The sequence below is a fragment of the Pseudomonas sp. UV AK001 genome, from assembly GCF_046097675.1.
Lineage (GTDB): Bacteria > Pseudomonadota > Gammaproteobacteria > Pseudomonadales > Pseudomonadaceae > Aquipseudomonas > Aquipseudomonas kribbensis.
Genome location: NZ_JBJUVZ010000002.1, coordinates 439,203 through 462,216 on the forward strand (window position 1 = coordinate 439,203; position 23,014 = coordinate 462,216).

Here is a 23,014-nt window from a genome sequence, read left to right on the forward strand (position 1 = left end):
AATAGGGGCAGAGCTCTCAAGCTTCGCGCGGCAAGCCCGGCTTGTGGCCTTGCTTGCCGCTTGAAGCTTGAAGCTCGCAGCTGCTCTTAGTAGCGGTAAGCGTGCGGCTTGAACGGGCCTTCGACGGTCACGCCGATGTAGTCAGCCTGTTGCTTGGTCAGTTGAGTGACCACGCCACCGAAGCCGCGAACCATTTCCAGGGCCACTTCTTCGTCGAGTTTCTTCGGCAGTACTTCAACGGTCAGGCGCTCGGCTTTCTGGGCTGGCGACAGGTCGGCGTACTTCTGGCCGAACAGGAAGATCTGCGCCAGAACCTGGTTGGCGAACGAACCGTCCATGATGCGGCTCGGGTGACCAGTGGCGTTGCCCAGGTTCACCAGACGGCCTTCGGCCAGCAGGATCAGGTAGTCGTCGTTCTGAGCGTCGAAAGCGCCCGGGCCGGTACGGTGGATCTTGTGTACCTGTGGCTTCACTTCTTCCCATGCCCAGTTCTTGCGCATGAAAGCGGTGTCGATTTCGTTGTCGAAGTGACCGATGTTGCAGACAACGGCGCGCTTCTTCAGGGCTTTGAGCATGTTTGCGTCGCAAACGTTGACGTTACCGGTGGTGGTCACGATCAGGTCGATCTTGCCCAGCAGCGCTTTGTCGATGCTCGCTTCGGTGCCGTCGTTGATACCTTCGATGAACGGCGAAACCAGTTCGAAACCGTCCATGCAGGCCTGCATGGCGCAGATCGGGTCGACTTCGGACACTTTAACGATCATGCCTTCCTGACGCAGGGACTGAGCCGAGCCCTTGCCCACGTCACCGTAGCCGATGACCAGCGCTTGCTTGCCGGACAGCAGGTGGTCGGTACCACGCTTGATGGCGTCGTTCAGGCTGTGACGGCAGCCGTACTTGTTGTCGTTCTTGGACTTGGTCACCGAGTCGTTGACGTTGATGGCCGGGATGCGCAGTTCGCCCTTGGCCAGCATGTCCAGCAGACGGTGTACGCCGGTGGTGGTTTCTTCGGTCACGCCGTGAACGCGGTCCAGAACCTGTGGGTATTTCTTGTGCAGCAGCTCGGTCAGGTCGCCGCCGTCGTCGAGGATCATGTTGGCGTCCCATGGCTGGCCATCCTTCAGGATGGTCTGCTCCAGGCACCACTCGTACTCTTCTTCAGTCTCGCCTTTCCAGGCGAAAACCGGGATGCCGGCAGCGGCGATGGAAGCGGCGGCCTGATCCTGAGTCGAGAAGATGTTGCAGGACGACCAGCGAACTTCGGCACCCAGGGCAACCAGGGTTTCGATCAGCACGGCGGTCTGAATGGTCATGTGGATGCAGCCGAGGATTTTTGCGCCTTTCAGCGGCTGCTCGGAAGCGTACTTGCGGCGCAGACCCATCAGGGCCGGCATTTCCGACTCGGCGATGATGGTTTCGCGACGGCCCCAGGCAGCCAGGGACATGTCGGCAACTTTGTAATCGTTAAAATCTGCAGGCGTGATAACAGCGCTCATGAGAGCCTCCATTCGTAATGTATGCGAATGGGCGCCGTTGTGCGTTTAGTGTCCGGCCTGAGCCAGTCAACGCCCCATCCGAGCCTGACAGGTTGAACCTGCTGCAGCGCCCCTCGGACAGGTGGCGGGAAAACGGTATCAAGTGAACGTTACCGTTTTGAAACGGGGGCGATTATAGCCGTCTAGACTGATCTTCCAAAGGGTTTCTGTCGGCCAAATGAAGATCGCCAATCGCGACCATAGTAGAAGCCTCATGGAGCATGACCGCTCAGTCTGCCAAGATGGCGCCATCATTCGGCAAGACGCTCAGGAGTGAAGATGAATTTCCACACCCGCAAGTGGGTAAAACCTGAAGACCTCAACCCCAACGGCACCCTGTTCGGCGGCAGCCTGCTGCGCTGGATCGACGAAGAAGCGGCGATCTACGCCATCGTTCAACTGGGCAACCAGCGCGTGGTGACCAAGTACATTTCCGAGATCAACTTCGTCAGCGCCTCGCGTCAGGGCGACATCATCGAACTGGGCATCACCGCCACCGAGTTCGGCCGCACCTCGATCACCCTGACCTGTGAGGTGCGCAACAAGATCACCCGCAAGAGCATCCTGACCGTCGAGAAGATGGTCTTCGTCAACCTCGGCGAAGACGGCCTGCCGGCACCGCACGGGCGGACCGAGATCAAATACGTCAAAGACCAGTTCAAGGATGACGTGCCCGTTACCGAGTAATCGGCGCACCCCACAGAACGGAAGCCGAGCGGCGCGTGTCGTAGCTTTATGACCCCGCCACCGGTTTCCCGCCATGACCACGCCAACAGACGGCAAGACCCCCGACCTCTCGGCCAAGGAACAACACGAAGTCGAAAAAAACCAGCCGCCCCGGGCGGCGGTCCTGCATGAAATCATCCGCAAACAGGGTGATCAGGAACTGGAGCGCAGCATCGCCGCGCTGTGGTGGTCGGCGCTGGCAGCCGGGCTGACCATGGGCTTGTCACTGATGGGCATGGGCCTGCTCAATTCCCGTCTGCCCGAGGGCGACGAATTCAAGGTGATTGCCAGTTTTGGCTACTGCGCAGGTTTCCTCGCGGTGATTCTGGCTCGCCAGCAACTGTTCACCGAAAACACCCTGACCGCCGTGCTGCCGGTCATGACCAAACCGACGCTCGGCAATTTCGGCCGCTTGATCCGACTCTGGACGGTGGTGCTGTTCGGCAATCTGTGCGGGACGATTCTGGTGGCCTACGTGATGCTCGAACTGCCGATTTTCGACAGCAAGACCGACGCCGCCTTCCTCGAAATCGGCCGCAAGGTCATGGAAAACCACGCCAGCCAGATGTTCGCCAAGGGCATCGTTTCAGGCTGGATGATCGCCACCATGGTCTGGATGATCCCGTCCATGGAGAGCGCGAAGATGTGGATCATCATCCTCATCACCTACCTCATGGCGCTGGGTGACTTCACCCACATCGTGGTGGGTTCGGCGGAGGTGTCGTATCTGGTGTTTGCCGGCGAGTTGCCGTGGAGTGATTTCTGGGCGGTGTTTGCCGGGCCGACTCTGGCGGGGAACATCATCGGAGGCAGTTTCATCTTCGCCCTGATCAGCCATGCGCAGATCCGCAGCGAAAGTGGCAAACCGAAAGAGTCTGCGGATCAGGCGGAAAAGCCCGACCCGCAGCGGATCAGGAAATGATCAGTGGTGCGCGGGCTCGGCCACGTTGGCCGGCTCGTTGCGAGTCGCATGCTTGACCAGTTTGCCGATGGTCAGCCCCTGCAGCAGGATCGACGACAGCACCACGATGTAGGTGATGCTCAGCAGCAGATCGCGCTCCGGGCCCAGCGGCAGGGCCAGCGCCAACGCCACCGAAACCCCGCCACGCAAGCCACCCCAGGTCAGGATGCGGATGGTGCCGCGCGGCACCGTTCGCCAGCGCCGCAGCAGGACAATGGCCGGGGCCACGGTGAGCAGGCGCGACAGCAGAATCGCCAGCGCCAGCAGGCTTGCCGCCGCCACGTGCAGCCAGTTGAACGGCAGCAGCAACAGCTCCATGCCGATCAGCGCGAACAGCAGGGCGTTGAGCATGTCGTCGAGCAACTCCCAGAAACCGTCCAGGTATTTGCGCGTCATGTCGTTCATCGCCAGGTTGCGACCGAGGTTACCGATGATCAGACCGGCGACCACCATCGCAATCGGCGCCGAGACGTGCAGTTCGGTGGCCATCGCCGAGCCGCCGATGACCAGCGCCAGGGTAAGCATGACTTCGATCTGGTGTTGCTCGATGCTCTTGATCATCAGGTACACCAGATAACCGATCAGCCCGCCGAACAGCACGCCGCCGATGGCTTCATGGGCAAACAGCATGGCGGTGGCGCCGACGGTCGGGGTCTCACCCAGTTGCGCGATGCCCAGCAACACGGTGAACACCACCACGGCGGTGCCGTCGTTGAACAGCGACTCGCCGACGATGGTGGTCTTCAACGGCTTCGAGGCGTTGGCCGTCCGCAACACGCCGAGCACCGCGATCGGGTCGGTCGGGGAAATCAGTGCGCCGAACAACAGGCAGTACAGGAAGCTCACGTGCCAGCCGAACAGGGCGAAGATGTAGTAGGCGAGGCTGCCGATCACGGCGGTGGCGATCAGTACGCCGAAGGTCGCCAGCAGGCCGATGGGCCAGCGATAGCTGCGCAGGTCATTCAGGTTGACGTGCAAGGCGCCGGCGAACAGCAGGAACGACAGCATCCAGTTCATCAGCAGATCACCGAAGTCGATCTGGCCGATCAGTTGCTGCACGCGCTCTTCGAGGCCGGGATAACCCAGCAGGCTCAGGCCTTGCAGCAACAGGGAAAACATCAGTGCGGTAACCATCACGCCGATGGTCGGAGGCAAACCGATGAAGCGGAAATTCACGAAAGTGAGGAGGGTGGTGAGGCAGATGAAAGCGGCGACAAGTTCAAGCATCCGGGGTCCTTTGGATGGGGGTGAAAAGACAGCGCGCCTGTTCATGGGCGCAAGGGTTGGATGGGTAGACACCGGGTGGGGGCACAATTGTGTGGCCCGGGCAGGATTTTTTTGGCATTTGTCTGTGCGCAACCGGGTGCGGTGAGGTCGCTTGACGTATAAACAGCGCCTGACACATCGCGAATCAAAGACCTGATCAAATGGCTCGGGTTCAAAAACAAGAATGAAGGAGTGACACGTGCTGGCGACAGCTCTGGTGTTGGTGGCGGCGCTGTTGCACGCCGCGTGGAATACCCTGATCAAATTCAGCGCCGAGCGGTTGCTGGTGGTGGCCTGCATGGACACCGTGGCGCTGTTGTTCGTCGCGCTGGCGTTTCCTTTCATCAGCCTGCCGCCGCAGGAAATCTGGCCGTGGATTCTGGCGTCGGCGGCGTTCGAGTTGCTCTATCGCTACCTGTTGATCCAGGCCTATCGGGTCGGCGACCTGGGGCTGGTCTATCCGTTGATGCGCGGCTTGTCGCCACTGGTGGTACTGGCGCTGACCCTGATCTTCGCCGGCGAAGTGCTGACCACCCAGCAGATCTTCGGGATCATGCTGATTCCGCTGGGCATGGCCTGTCTGCTCTGGCAGGGCGGCGGCGGAAAACACCTGCCGTGGTCGATGTTGCCGGTGGTGGCGCTGATCGGGCTGTGCATCGGCTGCTACACCTACATCGATGGCCAGGCGTTGCGGCGCTGGTCGCATCCGCTGGATTACCTGGTCTGGGTCACGCTGCTCAGCGCCTGGCCGTTCCCGCTGCTGGCGTGGGTGGCCAAACGGCCGGCGTTCCTGCAGTTCTGGCGCGAACAATGGAAGCTGGGGCTGGCGGTCGGGTTCTGCGTGTTGTTCAGCTACGCTCTGGTGCTGTGGGCGATGCAGTTGGGCTCGATTGCCGAGGCTGCGGCGTTGCGCGAGATCAGCGTGATTCTGGTGGTGCTGTTCGGCATGCGCTACCTGAAAGAACCTTTCGGCCGGCCACGGCTCTTAGCCTGTGGGCTGGTGCTGATCGGCATGCTGGTGATGAAGTTCTGACCCGCCAACTCTAAAAACTGAAAAAGGACGGCGTTATGACGGTGGCTCTGTGGTGCGTTTTCATTGCGATCTTTCTGCCCTATGTGTGCACGGGCGTGGCCAAGGCTGTCGGTGGTTACCGGCTCAGCGACAATCACGATCCCCGGGATTTTCTTGAAAGCCTGAACGGTGTGGCCCGGCGGGCTCATGCGGCGCAACTGAACAGTTTTGAAGTGACGCCGGCCTTTGCGGCGGCGGTGATCGTCGCGCACCTGGTGGGCACGGCGCAGCTGGTGACGGTCAATGTGCTGGCAGTGCTGTTTATCACCAGTCGCCTGCTGTACATCATCTGCTATCTGGCGGACTGGGCGATTCTGCGGTCGCTGGTGTGGTTTGTCGGGATGGGGCTGATTGCCAGTTTCTTCTTCGTTTCAATCTGACGCTGAAAGGATCGCAGGCTGACGAGGCCTGCGATCCTTTGCGTTTCGCTTACTGCTTGTCGGCCACCTGCGGTACTTGCGGCAATGCTGCGCCTTTTGGCCAGAGCATCCAGATCTGCCCTTGCTGCTTCATGTCGCCGGCCAATTGCCCGGCGGCATCGCCGGTGCCCCAGAACAGATCCGCACGAACTTCGCCGGCAATCGCGCCGCCGGTGTCCTGCGCAGCCACCGGGCGTACCAGTGCCGTACCGTCAGGGCGAGTGGTCGACAGCCACAACAGGCTGCCCAACGGAATCACCTTGCGATCCACCGCCGCGCTGTAACCGGCGGTCAGCGGCACATTCAACGAGCCGCGCGGGCCTTCGTTGCTGTCCGGGTTGCGGGTGAAGAACACATAGCTCGGGTTGCTGCCGAGCAATTCCGGAATGCGCGACGGGTTGGCCTTGGCCCAGTTGCTGATCGCGCCCATGGTCACGTCTTCTTTCTTCAGCTCGCCCTGTTCTACCAGCCAGCGGCCGATCGGCCGGTACGGGTGGCCGTTCTGGTCGGCGTAGGCGATGCGCAGTTGCCGGCCGTCATCGGTCTGAATCCGCCCTGAACCCTGGATTTGCAGGAATTGCAGGTTCATCGGGTCGGTCAGCCACGCCACCACGGGTGCCTTGACGCCTTTGCTCTCGATGGTCGCGGCGTCGTCGTAAGGTTTCAGTACGCGACCCTCAAGGCGTCCGCGCAGGCGCTTGCCTTTCAGCTCCGGGTAAATGCTGTCCAGGGAGACGATGATCATGTCTTCAGGCACGCCGTACACCGGCACGTTGGCGGTCGCGGTTTGCGTCAGGCTGCCGGGGTAGACCGGTTCGTAGTAACCGGTGATCAGACCGTTGGGATTGTCGTGCTCGGCGCGCAGACCGAAGACGTCGAGGTGCTGCTTGAGGAAGCTGCGGATGTCGCCGGCGCTTTGCGGCACATTGGCCGCCGCCGCACAGGTGGCGCCCCAGACCGGGTCAGCCTTGAGCCGGGTGCAGGCGCTGCGCCATGAACCGAATCCGGCCACCAGATCGTTGTCGGAAACCGCAGGCAGGGCTTCCCAGGTGGCGCTGGAGTAAGTGGCCAGGGCGTGGGTTTTCGGCTTGGCACTGTCGCCCCCGGTGCAGCCGGCAAGGATCGCCAGCAGCGGCAGGGTTGCGATGAGTGGGTGACGCCAGGCCTTGAAACGGCTGTTCATGGAGAATTTCCTGTGTCGGTTGCAGGCGTGCTCCATGCGCGCCAGCAACCCATATTATTAATAGGGCTATTGGTGTTTGGCGGTGACGCGAGGATACTGGCCGCCGAATTCCGTGACCTGAAGCCACCATGACTCTTAAAAGACTTTCTGTTGTATTGCTGGCCTGTCTGACCTTGTCCGCCTGCGGCGGTGTCGACCCGAATTCCCCACTGGGTCAGCGCAAGGCGATCTTCAAACAGATGCTCAAGACCGGCGAAGACCTGGGCGGCATGCTGCGCGGGCGCATCCCCTTCGACGGGCCGAAATTCACGGAAGGCGCGGTCAAGCTCGATGCGCTGTCCCATGAGCCGTGGAAGCATTTCCCGTCGGTGCGCGAAGAAGATCACACCAGCGCCAAGGACGATGTCTGGCAGCGACAGGCACGTTTCCAGGAAATGGCCCGTACCCTCGAGGCGGCCACCGGTGAACTGGTAGTCGCCAGCAAGGTTCAACCGTACAAGGCCAGCAACCTGGGGCCGGCGGTGCAGAAGGTCGAAGATGCCTGCAGTGCCTGTCATAAAGAGTTTCGGGATCATTGATCCTCAGGTGCGGTGACGGAGAGGACTCTTTCACCGCACATTGCCTGCCGGATTACTTGTCCAGTTCGTCCAGCGCGTCCTGCAATTCCTTGCGCGACTCGGCGAGCTTGTTCTTGCGCTTGTCGATCTTCTCCGGGTCGCCTTTCTTCATGGCCTTGTCGAGATCGGCCTGGCGCTTGCTCACTTCGTGCTTGGCGTCGAGCACCTTGTTTTCACGTTCCTTCTTCAGGCCGGCGTCGGTGCAGTGTTCGGTGACTTCGCGCAGGGCCGTTTCGAGGCCGGCCTGCTGGTCGGCGTTGCCACGGGATTTGGCCTGTTCGATCTGATTGATGATGCCTTGCTTCTTGGCGGCACAGCCGGTCAGGCCCGGGGCGTCTTCGCCAGCCATTGCGGGGGTGGCCATTACGGCGCAAAGAGTCAGCATGGCGAGCGGTGCGAGAAATTTCATAAAAGCTCCATGTGCAAAGGCAATCGGGTCGGGAAAGCACTGCGCTGTTGGAGCGCTTCGGCGACCGTTGGGTTCCCGGCTTGCCGGGATGCATGTTCAGAAACCGTCGATTCCGGCGGCGCGTAAGGTTTCACTCAGGGCCAGCACCTGCGGGTCGCGGAAAAAAGCGCTCAATTGCGCCGCGCGACCGGGGCCGATTCCGGGTTCTGCCTGCCATTGTTCGGTATTTCGTTGTGCCAGCGCTTGCCATGAATCAGCCAAAGAGGCCTGACCGGTCGGCGGCAGCCCGAGGGCCTTGAGCCACTGGGTGAACGGCCGCTGGCGAGCGCTGTGAAAACTGTGGAGCAGGCGGGCGCTGCTGCGCTCGCCGAGGCCGGCAATCTTAGCAAGCTCTGGCTCGTCGAGGGCCAACCAATCCAGCAGGTTGTTCAGGCGGCCTGTATCCAGAAGTTTCTCCCACGTACCGCGACCGACATGGGGCAGTGCCAGCCCTTGCTTGCCGCCAAGCCAGGTCAGGCGCGCGAGGAACTGACTTTCGCACCCGGGCGTCGGTTGCCAGCAGCTTAGCGGGTGAAAGTCGCTGGCGAGAGGAACGTTCAATTCGACGCGTTCCGTGCTGCGCAGCACGACGCTGTCGAGTCGCGGAATCGTCAGACCGGCCAGGCTGATCGCCACTTGATCGCCGGGACGAATGTCCAGTTCCTGCCAGCGTTTGAGCGAGCTGACGCTGACCCGTCTGATCTGGCGGTCATCGAGCATGACCGGCGCCAGTTCCAGTACGGGGGTGATACGTCCGGTGCGGCCGACCTTGAAATCGACCTTCCGCACATCGGCAAGCGCCTGGGCGAACGGATACTTCCAGGCCACGGCCCAGTAAGGCGAGCGCGCCTGCCAGCGTTCGGCAGCAGGACGCTGGCTCTGACGCAATACGACACCGTCACTGGCGAAAGGCAGTGGCGAGCGATACCAGTGGTCGCGCCACTGCTGCGCATCGGCAAGGCCACTGACGGGTTGGCTGTAAGGTTCTGTCGTGGTGAAGCCCAGTGTTGCCAGCCCCGTGATTCGCTCTGTCAGGCTGTTCGGCCCCAGCGGCCAGTCCCAGACAAACAGCCCGATGCCCGCTGCCTGTTCGATACTGAGATCCTTGCGCCCCATCAGGCCTGCAATTGTTGCGCGGGCGTTGGCGCTGCCTGCTCGGGCCTGGATATGGTCGTTCAGTCGCCAATAGAGTTCGCCCTGCACCGACAGATCCAGCGGTTGGGACAGTTGCCGGGGAATGGCGTTGATCTTCTGTGCCGATGCGGTCCAGTCCTGCCCGCGAATGCCGTCGCCGCGACTGATCGCCTGCTGCAACCGCCCGGCGCGATAGATCAGCGTGACGGCCACGCCATCGACCTTGGGTTGTGCCCAGACGTCCTTGCGGTCGCGCAGCCAGGCTTCGATGTCTGTAGCCTCGTGAAGTTTGTCGAGGCCGGTGTGGACGATCGGGTGCGCGACCGGGCCTGATGCGGTGCGTAACGGCTTGGCCGGTGATGGAAGTTTGAAGCACTGGCGCCATTCGCCGAGCCGGGTGCGGGACTGATCGTAGAGTTCATCAGCGATCAGTGACCGGCCTTCGCGGTGATAGGCGTCGTCCCATTGATCGATCTGCTGTTGCAGGGCAGTGATTTCGCTTTGGGCCCGGTCGGCTGGCCAAGTGGGGCAATCGCCAGCGAAGGCGCTGAGGTGGGCGCAGAGCAGCAGGAAAATGCAAAACAGGCGCAGTGTGGCAAGCATCGTGAGCGTCCTTGCTCAGGGAGATACCTGAAGGCTAGCCGGGATTTTCCGGCGGGCCGGTCGGCTGTTTTGCCGGGTGTTTCGCGGCCATGAAAAAGCCCCGCACGGCGAACCGTGCGGGGCTTTTTGTACCGACAGGAAAATTACAGGCCGGCAGCGGAACGCAGAGCGTCGGCGCGGTCGGTTTTTTCCCAGGTGAAAGTGGAGAAGGTGTCTTCGCCAACAGTCTTGGTCTGCGGAGCACGGCCGAAGTGGCCGTAGGCTGCGGTTTCCTGGTACATCGGGTGCAGCAGGTCGAGCATGGTAGTGATTGCGTATGGACGCAGGTCGAACACTTCGCGGACCAGCTTGATGATCTTGTCATCGCTGATCTTGCCGGTGCCGAAGGTGTTCAGCGAGATCGAAGTAGGCTGAGCCACACCGATCGCGTAGGAAACCTGGATCTCGCAACGCTCGGCCAGGCCGGCAGCCACGATGTTCTTGGCAACGTAACGGCCAGCGTAGGCAGCCGAACGGTCAACCTTCGATGGATCCTTGCCGGAGAACGCGCCACCGCCGTGACGGGCCATGCCGCCGTAGCTGTCGACGATGATCTTGCGACCGGTCAGACCGCAGTCACCCACCGGGCCGCCGATGATGAACTGGCCGGTCGGGTTGATGTGGAACTGGGTGTCCTTGCTCAGCAGTTCGGCAGGCAGTACGTGCTTGACGATCAGCTCCATCACGCCTTCGCGCAGGTCGTTGTACGACACTTCAGGGTTGTGCTGGGTCGACAGAACAACAGCGTCGATACCCACAACCTTGCCGCCTTCGTAACGGCAGGTCACTTGCGACTTGGCGTCCGGACGCAGCCAAGGCAGCAGACCCGATTTACGGGCTTCGGCCTGACGCTGCACCAGCTGGTGCGAGAAGGTGATCGGTGCTGGCATCAGCACGTCGGTTTCGTTGCTGGCGTAGCCGAACATCAGGCCCTGGTCGCCGGCGCCCTGATCTTCAGGCTTGGCACGGTCAACGCCCTGGTTGATGTCAGGGGACTGCTTGCCGATGATGTTCATCACGCCGCAGGTAGCGCCGTCGAAGCCGACGTCGGAGCTGGTGTAGCCGATGTCGCAGATCACGTCACGAACGATCTGCTCCAGGTCGACCCAGGCGCTGGTGGTCACTTCACCGGCAACGATGGCCACGCCGGTCTTGACCAGGGTTTCCACCGCAACGCGTGCGTGTTTGTCCTGGGCGATGATGGCGTCCAGCACTGCATCGGAAATCTGGTCGGCGATTTTGTCCGGGTGTCCTTCAGACACGGACTCGGAGGTGAAGAGGGAGTATTCGCTCATCTCGATGTTTTCCTGAATTTACCGATGGTGAGTGTCGCCAGCCGGCCGCTGAAAGTGGCGGACCTGGATCTGGAAACCATTACGTAAGCCTACATAGAGGCTTTCCCCGGGAACGAGTCCCGCAGCGGTGGCCCAACGGGCCAGATCGTCCTGTTCAAACCCCAACCACAGATCACCGCAGGCCTCCCTGGCCCAACTCTGGTTGTGGCTACATAACTCTGTCACGAGCAGGCTACCGCCCGGTTGCAGCAGGCTGGCCATGTGCTTGAGCGCTTCGGCCGGCGCGGCGAAATGGTGCAACACCATGTTCAACACCACGCAATCGGCCTGAAGGCTCACGCCATTCAATGCATCGGCCAATTGCAGGCTGACGTTAGTCAGCGTTTCACGTTCACATACCTGGCGGGCCAGTTCGAGCATCGCCGCGCTGTTGTCCAGTGCGGTTACGGTGCCGAAGCGACGCGCCAGTTCCGGCAGGAATGCACCATCGCCGGGGCCGACTTCAATGGCCGTGGCAGCGCCATTGAAGTTCAGTTTGTCGAGCAGGGCCAGCACGCTTTCACGGTACTGCGGCAGGCCGGCAATCAAATCCTGCTGGGCGCGGAATTTCTCCGCGACCCGAGCGAAAAAGTCCTGGCTGTTGGCAGCACGCTGCCCATGGACCTGTGCGATTCGTGTTTCCACGTCGGCCGGCAGCGCCAGATTGTCGACTTCTTCTAACAACGCCGCGTGCAACTTGCCGCCCAGCAACTCGGTGTGGGGCAGGGCGCGGCGATAGAAAACCGCATTGCCTTCGCGGCGAGTCGCCACCAGATCCGCCTGTGCCAACACCTTGAGGTGATGGCTCATGCCGGACTGGCCGATATCGAAAATCTGCGCCAGTTCCAGAACGCCGAACGAATCGTTGGCCAGGGCGCGCAATACATTCAGCCGCAGCGGATCACCGCCGGCCTTGCACAGGGCCGCCAGCTCGTCGCAATCGTCATGGCGAATGGAAGGCACGCGTAAGTTCATAGGGCCAGCAGTCTAGAGACGGCCGGAAAACACCGCAAGGCCAATATCAAAAAGTTTTGATATTGCTCGATGGGTGGCACTTTTTATTGCACTTCTCACTGACCGGTTAACTCTACAGACGAACAGCGGAAAGGTTTCACCAGCCGAAACCGATGTTATCCATTGGAAAAACGCCTCCGGATGACTATCTGTCATTGCCCCGAGGCGCTCGGGTGAGGGAAAATGCCCTCCTTTTTTCCGTTTCAATCTATTCACACCCAGGAGATCAGCGATGCCTAGCCGTCGTGAGCGTGCCAACGCCATTCGTGCCCTCAGCATGGATGCCGTGCAAAAAGCCAACAGCGGCCATCCCGGTGCCCCTATGGGTATGGCAGATATTGCCGAAGTGCTTTGGCGCGACTACCTCAAGCACAACCCGAGCAATCCATCCTTCGCCGACCGTGACCGCTTCGTGCTGTCCAACGGCCACGGCTCGATGTTGATCTACTCGCTGCTGCACCTGACCGGCTACGACCTGTCGATCGACGACCTGAAACAGTTCCGTCAACTGCACAGCCGCACCCCGGGCCACCCGGAATTCGGTTACACCCCGGGCGTTGAAACCACTACCGGCCCGCTGGGTCAGGGTCTGGCCAACGCCGTGGGCTTCGCCCTGGCTGAAAAGGTACTGGGCGCGCAGTTCAACCGTCCTGGCCACAACATCGTCGACCACCACACCTACGTGTTCCTGGGTGATGGCTGCATGATGGAAGGCATTTCCCACGAAGTCGCTTCCCTGGCCGGTACCCTGGGCCTGGGCAAGCTGATCGCCTTCTACGATGACAACGGCATCTCCATCGACGGCGAAGTCGAAGGCTGGTTCACCGATGACACGCCGAAGCGTTTCGAAGCCTACAACTGGCAGGTGATCCGCAACGTCGACGGTCACGACCCGGAAGAGATCAAGACCGCCATCGAGACCGCTCGCAAGAGCCCGCTGCCGACCCTGATCTGCTGCAAGACCACCATCGGTTTCGGTTCGCCGAACAAGCAGGGCAAGGAAGATTGCCACGGCGCCCCGCTGGGTGACGCGGAAATCGCCCTGACCCGTCAGGCGCTGAACTGGAACCACGGTCCGTTCGAAATCCCGGCCGACATCTATGCCGAGTGGGATGCCAAGGAAAAGGGCCGCGCCGTCGAGTCCGAGTGGGACCAGCGTTTTGCTGCCTACTCCGCCGCATTCCCGACCGAAGCCAACGAACTGATCCGTCGCCTGAGCGGCGAACTGCCGGCTGACTTCTCCGAGAAGGCCGATGCCTACATCGCCGAAGTCGCGGCCAAGGGCGAAACAATCGCCAGCCGTAAAGCCAGCCAGAACGCCCTGAACGCGTTCGGCCCGCTGCTGCCGGAAGTGCTGGGCGGTTCGGCTGACCTGGCCGGTTCCAACCTGACTCTGTGGAAAGGCTGCAAAGGCGTCAGCGCCGAAGACGCCAGCGGCAACTACATGTACTACGGCGTGCGCGAATTCGGCATGACCGCGATCATGAACGGCGTTGCCCTGCACGGCGGTCTGGTGCCTTACGGCGCGACCTTCCTGATGTTCATGGAATACGCCCGCAACGCGGTGCGCATGTCCGCTCTGATGAAGCAGCGTGTGATCCACGTCTACACCCACGACTCCATCGGTCTGGGCGAAGACGGCCCGACGCACCAGCCGATCGAGCAACTGACCAGCCTGCGCAGCACGCCGAACCTCGACACCTGGCGTCCAGCCGATGCCGTTGAATCGGCCGTGGCCTGGAAAAACGCTCTGGAGCGCAAGGACGGCCCGTCGGCGCTGATCTTCTCCCGTCAGAACCTGCAGCATCAAACCCGTGATGCCGGCCAGATCGCCGACATCCGCCGTGGTGGTTACGTGCTGAAGGACTGCGCAGGCGAGCCTGAGCTGATCCTGATCGCCACCGGTTCGGAAGTCGGTCTGGCCGTTCAGGCCTACGACAAACTGACCGAGCAGGGCCGCAAGGTGCGCGTGGTTTCCATGCCGTGCACCAGCGCGTTCGACGCTCAGGACGCCAGCTACAAGCAATCGGTCCTGCCGTTGCAGGTTGGCGCACGTATCGCGATCGAAGCGGCCCACGCCGACTTCTGGTTCAAGTACGTGGGTCTGGAAGGTCGCGTGATCGGCATGACCACCTACGGCGAATCGGCTCCGGCTTCGGCACTGTTCGAAGAGTTCGGCTTCACCCTGGAAAACATCCTGGGTCAGGCTGAAGAGCTGCTGGAAGACTGAGACTGATCCAGAAAGGATGTCGTCTGAACTGACGTCTTCGCGGGCAAGCCCGCTCCCACATTGGAATGCATTCCCCTGTGGGAGCGGGCTTGCTCGCGAAAGCGGAGGTTCAGGCAATGCTGTAACTGAATCTGCACGGTAATCGAGAACCCCATGCCTCAACCGCGTCCCTACAAAGTTGCACTCAACGGCTACGGCCGGATTGGTCGTTGCGTCTTGCGTGCGTTGTTCGAGCGAGGCGATAAGGCCGGGTTTGAAATTGTCGCGATCAACGATCTGGCCGACATGGCCAGCATCGAATACCTGACACGCTTCGACTCCACCCACGGCCGGTTCCCGGGCGAGGTGAAGGTCGACGGCGATTGTCTGCATATCAATGGCAACTGCGTGAAAGTCCTGCGCAGTTCCACCCCCGAAGGCATCGATTGGGCGTCCCTTGGCGTCGATCTGGTGCTCGAATGCTCCGGCGCCTACCACACGCGTGAAGACGGCCAGCGTTTCCTCGACGCCGGCGCGCCGCGGGTGCTGTTTTCGCAGCCGATGGCCAGCGAGGCGGATGTCGACGCCACCATCGTCTACGGCGTCAATCAGGATTGCCTGACCGGCGACGAACTGCTGGTGTCCAACGCCTCCTGCACCACCAACTGCGGCGTGCCGCTGTTGCGTCTGCTGGACAAGGCGATCGGCCTGGAATTTGTGTCGATCACCACGATTCACTCGGCGATGAACGATCAGCCGGTGATCGACGCCTATCACCACGAAGACCTGCGCCGCACCCGTTCGGCGTTCCAGTCGGTGATCCCGGTGTCCACCGGTCTGGCTCGTGGTATCGAGCGCCTGCTGCCGGAACTTGCCGGGCGAATCCAAGCCAAAGCCGTACGCGTGCCGACGGTCAACGTGTCCTGCCTCGACATCACGATGCAGACCGCGAGCGACACCGACGCCGGCGAGGTCAACCGGATCCTGCGCGAGGCTGCCACCAGCGGCCCGCTCAAAGGTCTGCTGGCCTACACCGAGCTGCCCCACGCAAGTTGTGATTTCAACCATGACCCACATTCGGCCATCGTCGATGCCAGTCAGACCCGCGTTTCCGGCCCTCGGCTGGTGAACATCCTGGCCTGGTTCGACAACGAATGGGGTTTTGCCAACCGAATGCTGGATGTTGCAGAACACTATCTGCAGACAGCGACTTCAAAAAAACCGTAGGAAGTGCGACCCATGACCGTGTTGAAGATGTCCGACCTCGATCTGCAAGGTAAGCGCGTATTGATCCGCGAAGACCTCAACGTCCCAGTCAAGGACGGTGTTGTCACCAGCGATGCGCGTATCCTGGCTTCGCTGCCGACCATCAAGCTGGCCCTGGAAAAAGGCGCGGCCGTGATGGTCTGCTCGCACCTGGGTCGTCCGACCGAAGGCGAATTCTCCGCCGAGAACAGCCTCAAGCCTGTCGCCGACTACCTGAGCAAGGCCCTGGGCCGCGAAGTGCCGCTGGTGGCCGATTACCTGGGCGGCGTTGACGTCAAGGCCGGCGACATCGTGCTGTTCGAAAACGTGCGCTTCAACAAGGGCGAGAAAAAGAACGCCGACGAACTGGCCCAGCAATACGCTGCCCTGTGCGACGTGTTCGTGATGGACGCTTTCGGTACTGCTCACCGCGCCGAAGGTTCGACCCACGGCGTAGCGAAGTTCGCCAAGGTCGCCGCTGCCGGCCCGCTGCTGGCCGCTGAACTCGACGCACTGGGCAAGGCTCTGGGCGCACCGGCCAAGCCGATGGCGGCCATCGTTGCCGGTTCCAAGGTCTCGACCAAACTCGACGTGCTGAACAGCCTGAGCCAGATCTGCGATCAACTGATCGTCGGCGGCGGCATCGCCAACACCTTCCTGGCCGCTGCCGGTCACCCGGTCGGCAAGTCACTGTACGAGCCAGACCTGCTGGACACCGCGCGCGCCATTGCCGCCAAGGTCAGCGTGCCGTTGCCGGTGGACGTGGTGGTTGCCAAGGAATTCGCTGAAAGCGCTGAAGCGACCGTGAAGCTGATCGCTGATGTGGCTGCTGACGACATGATCCTCGACATCGGCCCGCAAACCGCCGCCAACTTCGCCGAACTGCTGAAGTCCTCGAAAACCATTCTGTGGAACGGCCCGGTCGGGGTGTTCGAATTCGACCAGTTCGGCAACGGCACCAAAGTGCTGGCCCAGGCCATCGCTGATAGCGCGGCGTTCTCGATTGCCGGCGGTGGCGACACCCTGGCGGCCATCGATAAATATGGCGTGGCGGAAAAGATCTCCTACATTTCCACCGGCGGTGGCGCGTTCCTCGAATTCGTCGAAGGCAAGGTGCTGCCGGCCGTTGAAGTCCTGGAAAGCCGGGCCAAGGCCTGAGGCCGCCCGATTGGCCAGGCAAAGGAGTGTTCAGATGGTCAAGTCGTTAGCGCTGTTGTTGCTGACCGGTACATTGGCAGCCTGCGGGAGTAACCCGAAGGCTGCGCCGGAGCCGGCCCCCGGCGAGGCACAGAAAGGCTGCTACCAGGCCGACTGGCAGGCCGAAACCAACCCGGTGCTGAACAAGCGCTCGGGGCCGGAAGGCCTGGACAAATACGAGACGCAAACCCCGGCCAAGGAACATGGTTGCCCTTGACCGGTCTGACTCTTTAACTCAGGGCCGGCGGCGTGCGCTGCCGGTCGAGGAACACGGATGAAAGGCTTGATCGCCGTTGCGGCACTGGGATTGTTGGGTGGTTGCGCGCAGTGGAACCCGTTCCAGTCGTCCGCCCCTGTGGATAACTGGACCACCTGGACCTGCGACAGTCAGGCCAAGGTGCTGTGGCGCTACACCGACGCCGGCCAGAAGGCAGTCGATGTGCGACTGGGCGGTGGCGATCAGGTCTATCGCCTGAAAGAAGAGCCGGGCGCCTCGGGCACGTTGTACAGCGACGACATGCTGGCGTTTCACATCAAAGGTAATGAAGGACTGGTTTACTGGGTCGCAACCAATGATCTGATCGGCCGGGGCTGCAAAGCCGAATAAAACAGAATTTGCTTTATCGAATCACCAGGCCGGGCCTCAACCCCCGATCTGCAATCACTTGAATAGCCGCCGCCGCTCCGGCAGGCTGGCACGATTAACGACCCAAACCGGGAGAGACACACACAATGGCACTTATCAGCATGCGCCAGATGCTGGACCACGCAGCCGAGTTCGGCTACGGCGTTCCAGCCTTCAACGTCAACAACCTTGAGCAGATGCGCGCCATCATGGAAGCCGCTGACAAGACTGACTCCCCGGTGATCGTTCAGGCTTCGGCCGGCGCCCGCAAATACGCCGGCGCGCCGTTCCTGCGTCACCTGATCCTGGCCGCGATCGAAGAATTCCCGCACATCCCGGTGTGCATGCACCAGGACCACGGCACCAGCCCTGACGTCTGCCAGCGCTCCATTCAACTGGGCTTCAGCTCGGTGATGATGGACGGCTCCCTCGGCGAAGACGGCAAGACCCCGACCGACTACGAATACAACGTCCGCGTAACCCAACAAACCGTCGCCATGGCTCACGCCTGCGGCGTTTCGGTTGAAGGCGAGCTGGGTTGCCTGGGTTCGCTGGAAACCGGCATGGCCGGTGAAGAAGACGGCATCGGTGCCGAAGGCGTTCTGGACCATAGCCAGATGCTGACCGACCCGGAAGAAGCCGCTGACTTCGTCAAGAAGACTCAGGTCGACGCCCTGGCCATCGCCATCGGCACCAGCCACGGTGCCTACAAGTTCACCAAGCCACCTACCGGTGACGTGCTGGCCATCGACCGCATCAAGGAAATCCACAAACGCATCCCGAACACCCACCTGGTGATGCACGGTTCCTCGTCGGTTCCACAAGAGTGGCTGGCGATCATCAACCAGTACGGCGGCGACATCAAAGAAACCTACGGCGTACCGGTTGAAGAAATCGTCGAAGGCATCAAGCACGGCGTGCGCAAGGTCAACATCGACACCGACCTGCGTCTGGCTTCCACCGGCGCCATGCGTCGCCTGATGGCCACCAACCCGAGCGAATTCGACCCGCGTAAATTCTTCGGCGAAACCGTCAAGGCGATGCGCGATGTATGTATCGCTCGTTACGAAGCTTTCGGCACTGCCGGCAACGCTTCGAAGATCAAGCCGATCTCGCTGGAAAGCATGTATCAGCGTTATCTGAAGGGTGAGTTGAACGCCAAGGTCAATTGAGACTGGGTGTTGAGCTGATTGAATAAAAAATCCGCCGAGAGGCGGATTTTTTATGAGTGACGATATCTTCGAGGTTATTCAAAAATCAGAGCAAACGGCGCTGCTGCCTGCTCAATGGCACTGACCACATGAGGCGCCTGTTCCCGATACTGGGGATAGCGCGCAAGCACGGCTTCAACCGAGGCAAGCAATCGCTGAATTCGCTCCCGAGGCCGCTCGATCTCACAAGTGTGGGCAAACTCCAGCAAACCCTGTCGCGAGGCAAACATCGATTTGTTGCCCGCCAGATCCAGAGCCAATACATCCTCCGGAATATAAGCCGTGGTGTTGACGATGTCGTAAGCCGGCGCCAGGCGCGCGTCGCGCTGAGTCGGTTCGGAGTAAAGCAATCCAAAGTTTTTCAAATGAGCGTCGCCATTCCCGACAATGCAGCTCAGGGCAACGCTATCGAAAAGTTGATCGAGTGATGCGCGTACATGCTCGGCCGGGCAGTACACGCGGATGGCCTTGGCAATGGCCGCATAGCTTTTGCTGTACTTCTGGCTGGCCGACAACCCCATCAACACCGCCATGTCTTCAAACCCGATCGGGTTGAGCTGATCGTCGCGGTCGAAGCGGCGCATGACAAACAGCTTGGCATTGTCGGAAAGGTAAAACGGCGGAACAGGAATACCCGCCTCCTTTGCCATGGACATGCAAAGGAATTCGTTGACCGCCAGACCCGGAAACTCGTCTCGGCCACTTTTGATAATCAAGTCCGAAGTTTTCGAGGTCACGCGGGGTAACGCGGTTTCTTGTTGTTCCGGAACCAGTAATTTTGGCTGAACACCTGAGATACCCGCCCGCAGGATGTAGCGATCCATAAGGCCGGCGAAGATATCCTCCGTGCCGTCCCACGTCAGAATCTCCTCAAGTTTCTCTCCTGGAAATTGTTGCTCTTCCAGCAAGGCATCAACCGTTTCAGAGCGCACTTGAACCCTGCCGATGGGCGAAGTGCTGCCGGAAAGCGCCAATAACAGCATCGGGTCGACATTCACAGTCTTGGCCAAGCGATTGCGCAACTGCTCCAGCACGTAGCCTTCCGGCAGGTTCATCTGAAAAACAGGATGGAGCTCGCGCCGGCGAAACTCGTCATGACGTACCGGCATCGACAGGCTGATCGCCATTTCTGGCGATGCGTCTTCGTGATAACGGAACGTGAAGTCCTCTTTGTCGCTGAAAAGCCTGCCGCTATGCCCCTCAGGTGTGCTGACTTTGAGAGAGGTCATTTTCATTCGAATAAGTCCCCAAGTTCTTCAAGGGTCGGCATGGCGGCAGGAACGACAGCGAGTTCGCAATCCAGAGCACCCAGGACGCGCGCATAGGCGATCATGCCGACAGAAAGGGTGCCTTTTTCTACGGCGATGACCTTGTAACGTGTCAGCCCGGCGAGGTCGGCAAGCTGAGCTTGGGTCAGGCCTCGGCCGATGCGTTTTTCGCGCAACTGGCTGCCAAGGCGAGCGATCAGCAGAAAATAATCCATGTGCTTTTACCGGAACATAAATAGATAGATGTTACGTTAGCACAACATTCTAGTGATCGTGTTGTTTCGTGGGCCTAACGTAGACGTGTGGCAACGACTGCATCAATGAAATCCACAAACGCATCCCGAACACCCACCTGGTGATGCACGGTTTCTCGTCGGCTCCACAAGAGTGGCTGGCGATCATCAACCAGTACGGCGGTGACATCAAAGAAACCTAACGAAGCTTTTGGTACTGCCGGCAACGCTTCGAAGATCAAGCCGATCTCGCTGGAAAGTATGTATCAGCGTTATTTGAAGGGGGAGTTGAACGCCAAGGTCAATTGAGACTGGGTATTGAGATGATTTAAAAGAAGCCCGCCGAGAGGCGGGTTTCTTTTTGCCTGAGTTTTCATGGCGAGCTCATATTTCTGCTGCATGAAATGTCACCTATAACGGACAAAATCCGGATTGGCTTGGCCGAAGTCCGATATGGGTGACATTTCCATGAACTGCGCAGCTTGTAGCAGTTTCGGAGTGAGGTGGCGGTTAAATAAAATCTGTCCCCTTTGATTATAAATAAATCTGTCCCGTTTTTATTGTCCCGTTTTTATTTAGTGGAAAAGCCATCCTTGATTATCGAGCGTATTGCCGAGGCGATGACTCAAGCGTTGGCGAATCATCAGGCGCGAGTGAACGGTGAGTTGTTTACTGATATGAAGCGGGAATGGGATGCGGGTCGGGTAGTGGCGCTGAATGACTCCGTTGGCACAGGAATGAAGCGAAAGCCAATCGGCACGACCCTTATTTGATAGCTGTCGGCTGAGTTGAAACTAAAGTAAAGCGGGGGGCAGGTTAATTTAATCGATCAGCAGATAAATAAATCTGTCCCCTTAAGTTGTCCCCTTAAGTTTCCAGGATTTGTCCCGTTTTTTTGCAGTTCCCAATTGATTCAATTAATTCACAACTCCTTCCCTTTAAGGTTTTTTAGAATTATTTTTGTAGAGAGTCTGCTGATGAACTAAGACCTCCTCCGCATCCGCATGGGCATTTGCCTCCGGATGAGTGGAACCATAATTTAATATTATCATTCCATGTCGGTGGGATGGAGTCGGGGTACCCAGGTTTTTTCGTTAGTAAGTGTCCGATGGGAATGGCTTTATTAGTATCGCTAGAAAAAAATCCATCTATATCGATAAATTCTTCGTAGGGATATTTGGTTATGATTTCGAAAGGTTCTTTGTGTATTGAATGCATGCGGATTATGGTGTCTGAAGAAACTGCCTCAGTCTCATCAGAGGCGGTTTGTATAATTATGCCTTCATTGGATATTTTTTTTACTGTTCCGGAAATAATATACTGGTCTAGCTCAATCCATGCTAAGTCGTTCTCTTCGATAAAAGATTTCATTTCGTAATTCCTTTCGCTGGTGTAGTTATTTATTGAGTTAAGTGGAAGTTTTATTTGGTTTGCTCGTGATTATGCTGGGTTGTCAGGTGTTTTTGCTCCCAGAGCTGGATGCATTGACAAGACGTGGTCGTAGATTTCCCAGGTTTTTGATTTTTAAGTTATACAGTGATCGAATAGCTATTGGCTAAGGATGAAACTACCGTGGTTCCGGTAGAGTTTTTTTGTGTGAAAGTTAGTCTATAAGTTCCGTTTGTGACGCCCATGTTTTTCATGTTGTCTATGGAGTAGGATGAAATGCACAGGCCTTTGTTGTTAATGATTTCCCTGGTCTCGAAGTAGCCGTCGACTAATCCGCCTCCAAAGTTAAAATTTTTTGTGGGCTGGGTGTTACTCTTCAATGAAAAGCAAATAGTGTCGAGTGGTCTTGTGTTTTTTGGCAATACTGCTATGGCTCTGAAGCATTCCTGGCCGTTTTCTATATAAGCTTCAAGATGAGGGGCGGGCGCGACTGCTGCGCTACTAACGATGGAGGTCGGTAAAGGTAAGCTGTTGACTGGGCCGTTTGTAGGTATAGGGCTTTGGGATCCCACGGGTGTGATAGTAGTTGGCATTTCAAGACTCTCCATCTGGATATGAGTCTATGGTTTGTTTTTTTTTAGATTGGTGGCAACTGTCAAAGTTGACAGTTTTTTATGGTTTGTAGCTTTAGGTTTTATTTCGATGGGCTCTTAAAAGATCAGTTTTTTAGTTGCTAGGAGGCTATGTCAGTTTATTGCGCTTCGTGAAGGCATATTCTAACCCTTTGCGGATATTGCCAAAGAACCCGCCTTTGGCGGGTTCCTCTTTCTTAAGGTTGCGCGTCCCAGCCGTCGATTAGTTTTTCGGCTCGACATTATCCAGCGCCTGATTCACCGCCAATTCACCAAGCATCACCACTTGTGCAATACCCAGCGCGGTTTTGCGGTGGGATGTCGGGAGTATCGCGGCGAAGTTGTTGAGCATTTCGCTGGCGGAGCTGAGGGTTTCGCTGGCGTTGGCCAGCAGGGACTCGGTGTTGCAGGCGGGGTTGGCGAAGTACATGGGGTCGGGTTCGTTGACCGTGGCCATGATGCGGGCGCCGGGGCAGAGGTAGTGGTCGAGGGCGCGTTCGGCGGCTTCGTTGAGTTTTTTGGGGTCGAGGGAATCGTAGGGGGAGGCCAGATCTGTTTCTGGCGAGTTAGGCGTAGGTTTGAACATATGCTGAAAACTCCTGTAAGGAGCTGCCGGTCCTTCCCTACTAAAAGAAGGGTGGCAGCTGTGCGCAG

The 23,014-nt window shown here is 59.2% G+C and carries 23 protein-coding genes, 1 pseudogene and 1 riboswitch; of the genes and pseudogenes, 13 read left to right on the forward strand and 11 right to left on the reverse strand.

The genetic code is table 11. The features are described 5' to 3' along the window. Positions 1-86 precede the first annotated feature (86 nt). Positions 87-1,496: an adenosylhomocysteinase gene (ahcY, locus tag ACKLNA_RS10080; protein ID WP_408985765.1), complete on the reverse strand. Its 1,410-nt coding sequence runs from the start codon at positions 1,494-1,496 to the stop codon at positions 87-89. Between the two features lie 22 nt (positions 1,497-1,518). Beyond that, positions 1,519-1,617, reverse strand: a riboswitch (S-adenosyl-L-homocysteine riboswitch). Positions 1,618-1,814: 197 nt separating this feature from the next. On the opposite strand from ahcY, the gene ACKLNA_RS10085 reads away from it, so the two are divergent. Both ACKLNA_RS10085 and ACKLNA_RS10090 read left to right on the forward strand, forming a co-directional pair. Then, positions 1,815-2,222: an acyl-CoA thioesterase gene (locus ACKLNA_RS10085; RefSeq protein ID WP_134334142.1), complete on the forward strand. Its 408-nt coding sequence runs from the start codon at positions 1,815-1,817 to the stop codon at positions 2,220-2,222. A gap of 73 nt (positions 2,223-2,295) precedes the next feature. Beyond that, a complete protein-coding gene (locus tag ACKLNA_RS10090; RefSeq protein WP_248742270.1) occupies positions 2,296-3,183 on the forward strand; it encodes a formate/nitrite transporter family protein in 888 nt (295 codons plus the stop codon). Here ACKLNA_RS10090 and ACKLNA_RS10095 read toward each other — a convergent pair whose 3' ends face one another. Next, positions 3,184-4,449 carry a cation:proton antiporter gene (locus ACKLNA_RS10095; RefSeq protein WP_408985766.1) on the reverse strand — a complete coding sequence of 422 codons (1,266 nt, stop codon included), beginning with the start codon at positions 4,447-4,449 and terminating at the stop codon, positions 3,184-3,186. 238 nt (positions 4,450-4,687) lie between these two features. Here ACKLNA_RS10095 and ACKLNA_RS10100 point away from each other — a divergent pair, with 238 nt between their 5' ends. Together ACKLNA_RS10100 and ACKLNA_RS10105 are read left to right on the forward strand one after the other, a co-directional pair. After that, positions 4,688-5,521 (forward strand): EamA family transporter, encoded by an 834-nt coding sequence (locus tag ACKLNA_RS10100; RefSeq protein WP_408985767.1) that lies wholly within the window; start codon positions 4,688-4,690, stop codon positions 5,519-5,521. Positions 5,522-5,556: 35 nt separating this feature from the next. Next, positions 5,557-5,940 (forward strand): MAPEG family protein, encoded by a 384-nt coding sequence (locus tag ACKLNA_RS10105; protein WP_134828375.1) that lies wholly within the window; start codon positions 5,557-5,559, stop codon positions 5,938-5,940. Between the two features lie 49 nt (positions 5,941-5,989). Here ACKLNA_RS10105 and ACKLNA_RS10110 read toward each other — a convergent pair whose 3' ends face one another. After that, the gene (locus ACKLNA_RS10110; protein ID WP_408985768.1) at positions 5,990-7,162 is read right to left on the reverse strand and encodes a murein transglycosylase A; all 1,173 of its coding nucleotides are present in this window, start codon (positions 7,160-7,162) and stop codon (positions 5,990-5,992) included. Between the two features lie 128 nt (positions 7,163-7,290). Between ACKLNA_RS10110 and ACKLNA_RS10115 the strand changes: the two genes are divergently transcribed. Continuing rightward, positions 7,291-7,740, forward strand: a complete 450-nt coding sequence (locus tag ACKLNA_RS10115) for a cytochrome c (RefSeq protein ID WP_248742267.1) — start codon at positions 7,291-7,293, stop codon at positions 7,738-7,740. Between the two features lie 52 nt (positions 7,741-7,792). On the opposite strand, the gene ACKLNA_RS10120 is transcribed toward ACKLNA_RS10115, so the two are convergent. The 4 genes from ACKLNA_RS10120 to ACKLNA_RS10135 all read right to left on the reverse strand — a co-directional run bounded on the left by ACKLNA_RS10120 (position 7,793) and on the right by ACKLNA_RS10135 (position 12,312). Further along, positions 7,793-8,188 carry a DUF1090 domain-containing protein gene (locus ACKLNA_RS10120; RefSeq protein ID WP_408985769.1) on the reverse strand — a complete coding sequence of 132 codons (396 nt, stop codon included), beginning with the start codon at positions 8,186-8,188 and terminating at the stop codon, positions 7,793-7,795. Positions 8,189-8,284: 96 nt separating this feature from the next. After that, positions 8,285-9,964 (reverse strand): NAD-dependent DNA ligase LigB, encoded by a 1,680-nt coding sequence (gene ligB, locus ACKLNA_RS10125; RefSeq protein ID WP_408985770.1) that lies wholly within the window; start codon positions 9,962-9,964, stop codon positions 8,285-8,287. 143 nt (positions 9,965-10,107) lie between these two features. Further along, positions 10,108-11,298 carry a methionine adenosyltransferase gene (gene metK / locus ACKLNA_RS10130; RefSeq protein WP_011336330.1) on the reverse strand — a complete coding sequence of 397 codons (1,191 nt, stop codon included), beginning with the start codon at positions 11,296-11,298 and terminating at the stop codon, positions 10,108-10,110. An 18-nt stretch (positions 11,299-11,316) separates the two neighbouring features. Next, positions 11,317-12,312: an ArsR/SmtB family transcription factor gene (locus ACKLNA_RS10135; RefSeq protein ID WP_408985771.1), complete on the reverse strand. Its 996-nt coding sequence runs from the start codon at positions 12,310-12,312 to the stop codon at positions 11,317-11,319. A gap of 271 nt (positions 12,313-12,583) precedes the next feature. Between ACKLNA_RS10135 and tkt the strand changes: the two genes are divergently transcribed. From tkt to fba, 6 genes are all read left to right on the forward strand, one after another. Beyond that, positions 12,584-14,581, forward strand: a complete 1,998-nt coding sequence (gene tkt / locus ACKLNA_RS10140; RefSeq protein ID WP_265813014.1) for a transketolase — start codon at positions 12,584-12,586, stop codon at positions 14,579-14,581. A gap of 153 nt (positions 14,582-14,734) precedes the next feature. Continuing rightward, positions 14,735-15,787, forward strand: coding sequence for an erythrose-4-phosphate dehydrogenase (epd, locus tag ACKLNA_RS10145; RefSeq protein ID WP_408985772.1), 1,053 nt, complete (start codon positions 14,735-14,737; stop codon positions 15,785-15,787). A gap of 12 nt (positions 15,788-15,799) precedes the next feature. Continuing rightward, the gene (locus ACKLNA_RS10150; RefSeq protein ID WP_102619725.1) at positions 15,800-16,963 is read left to right on the forward strand and encodes a phosphoglycerate kinase; all 1,164 of its coding nucleotides are present in this window, start codon (positions 15,800-15,802) and stop codon (positions 16,961-16,963) included. Between the two features lie 34 nt (positions 16,964-16,997). Beyond that, positions 16,998-17,219, forward strand: coding sequence for a hypothetical protein (locus tag ACKLNA_RS10155; protein WP_085688661.1), 222 nt, complete (start codon positions 16,998-17,000; stop codon positions 17,217-17,219). A gap of 57 nt (positions 17,220-17,276) precedes the next feature. After that, entirely contained in the window at positions 17,277-17,609 is a 333-nt protein-coding gene (locus ACKLNA_RS10160) for an MliC family protein (RefSeq protein ID WP_227233751.1), read from the forward strand. Positions 17,610-17,734: 125 nt separating this feature from the next. Continuing rightward, positions 17,735-18,799: a class II fructose-bisphosphate aldolase gene (gene fba / locus ACKLNA_RS10165; RefSeq protein ID WP_007959708.1), complete on the forward strand. Its 1,065-nt coding sequence runs from the start codon at positions 17,735-17,737 to the stop codon at positions 18,797-18,799. A 74-nt stretch (positions 18,800-18,873) separates the two neighbouring features. On the opposite strand, the gene ACKLNA_RS10170 is transcribed toward fba, so the two are convergent. Both ACKLNA_RS10170 and ACKLNA_RS10175 read right to left on the reverse strand, forming a co-directional pair. Then, a complete protein-coding gene (locus tag ACKLNA_RS10170; protein ID WP_408985773.1) occupies positions 18,874-20,073 on the reverse strand; it encodes a type II toxin-antitoxin system HipA family toxin in 1,200 nt (399 codons plus the stop codon). Continuing rightward, the gene (locus ACKLNA_RS10175) at positions 20,070-20,321 is read right to left on the reverse strand and encodes a transcriptional regulator (protein WP_408985774.1); all 252 of its coding nucleotides are present in this window, start codon (positions 20,319-20,321) and stop codon (positions 20,070-20,072) included. The genes ACKLNA_RS10170 and ACKLNA_RS10175 overlap by 4 nt, the downstream gene beginning before the upstream one ends. 101 nt (positions 20,322-20,422) lie before the next feature. Between ACKLNA_RS10175 and ACKLNA_RS10180 the strand changes: the two are divergent. Both ACKLNA_RS10180 and ACKLNA_RS10185 read left to right on the forward strand, forming a co-directional pair. Next, positions 20,423-20,648, forward strand: a pseudogene (locus ACKLNA_RS10180) (fructose-1,6-bisphosphate aldolase); the annotation flags it as partial. Positions 20,649-20,932: 284 nt separating this feature from the next. Beyond that, complete coding sequence (locus ACKLNA_RS10185; protein ID WP_408985775.1) at positions 20,933-21,112, forward strand: hypothetical protein; 180 nt, start codon at positions 20,933-20,935, stop codon at positions 21,110-21,112. A 181-nt stretch (positions 21,113-21,293) separates the two neighbouring features. Here the strand turns inward: ACKLNA_RS10185 and ACKLNA_RS10190 are convergent, their stop codons facing one another. Both ACKLNA_RS10190 and ACKLNA_RS10195 read right to left on the reverse strand, forming a co-directional pair. Further along, positions 21,294-21,710, reverse strand: a complete 417-nt coding sequence (locus ACKLNA_RS10190) for a hypothetical protein (RefSeq protein ID WP_408985776.1) — start codon at positions 21,708-21,710, stop codon at positions 21,294-21,296. An 873-nt stretch (positions 21,711-22,583) separates the two neighbouring features. Further along, on the reverse strand, positions 22,584-22,946 hold the full coding sequence (locus tag ACKLNA_RS10195; protein ID WP_408985777.1) for a DUF6124 family protein: 363 nt from the start codon (positions 22,944-22,946) through the stop codon (positions 22,584-22,586). Between the last annotated feature and the right edge of the window lie 68 nt (positions 22,947-23,014).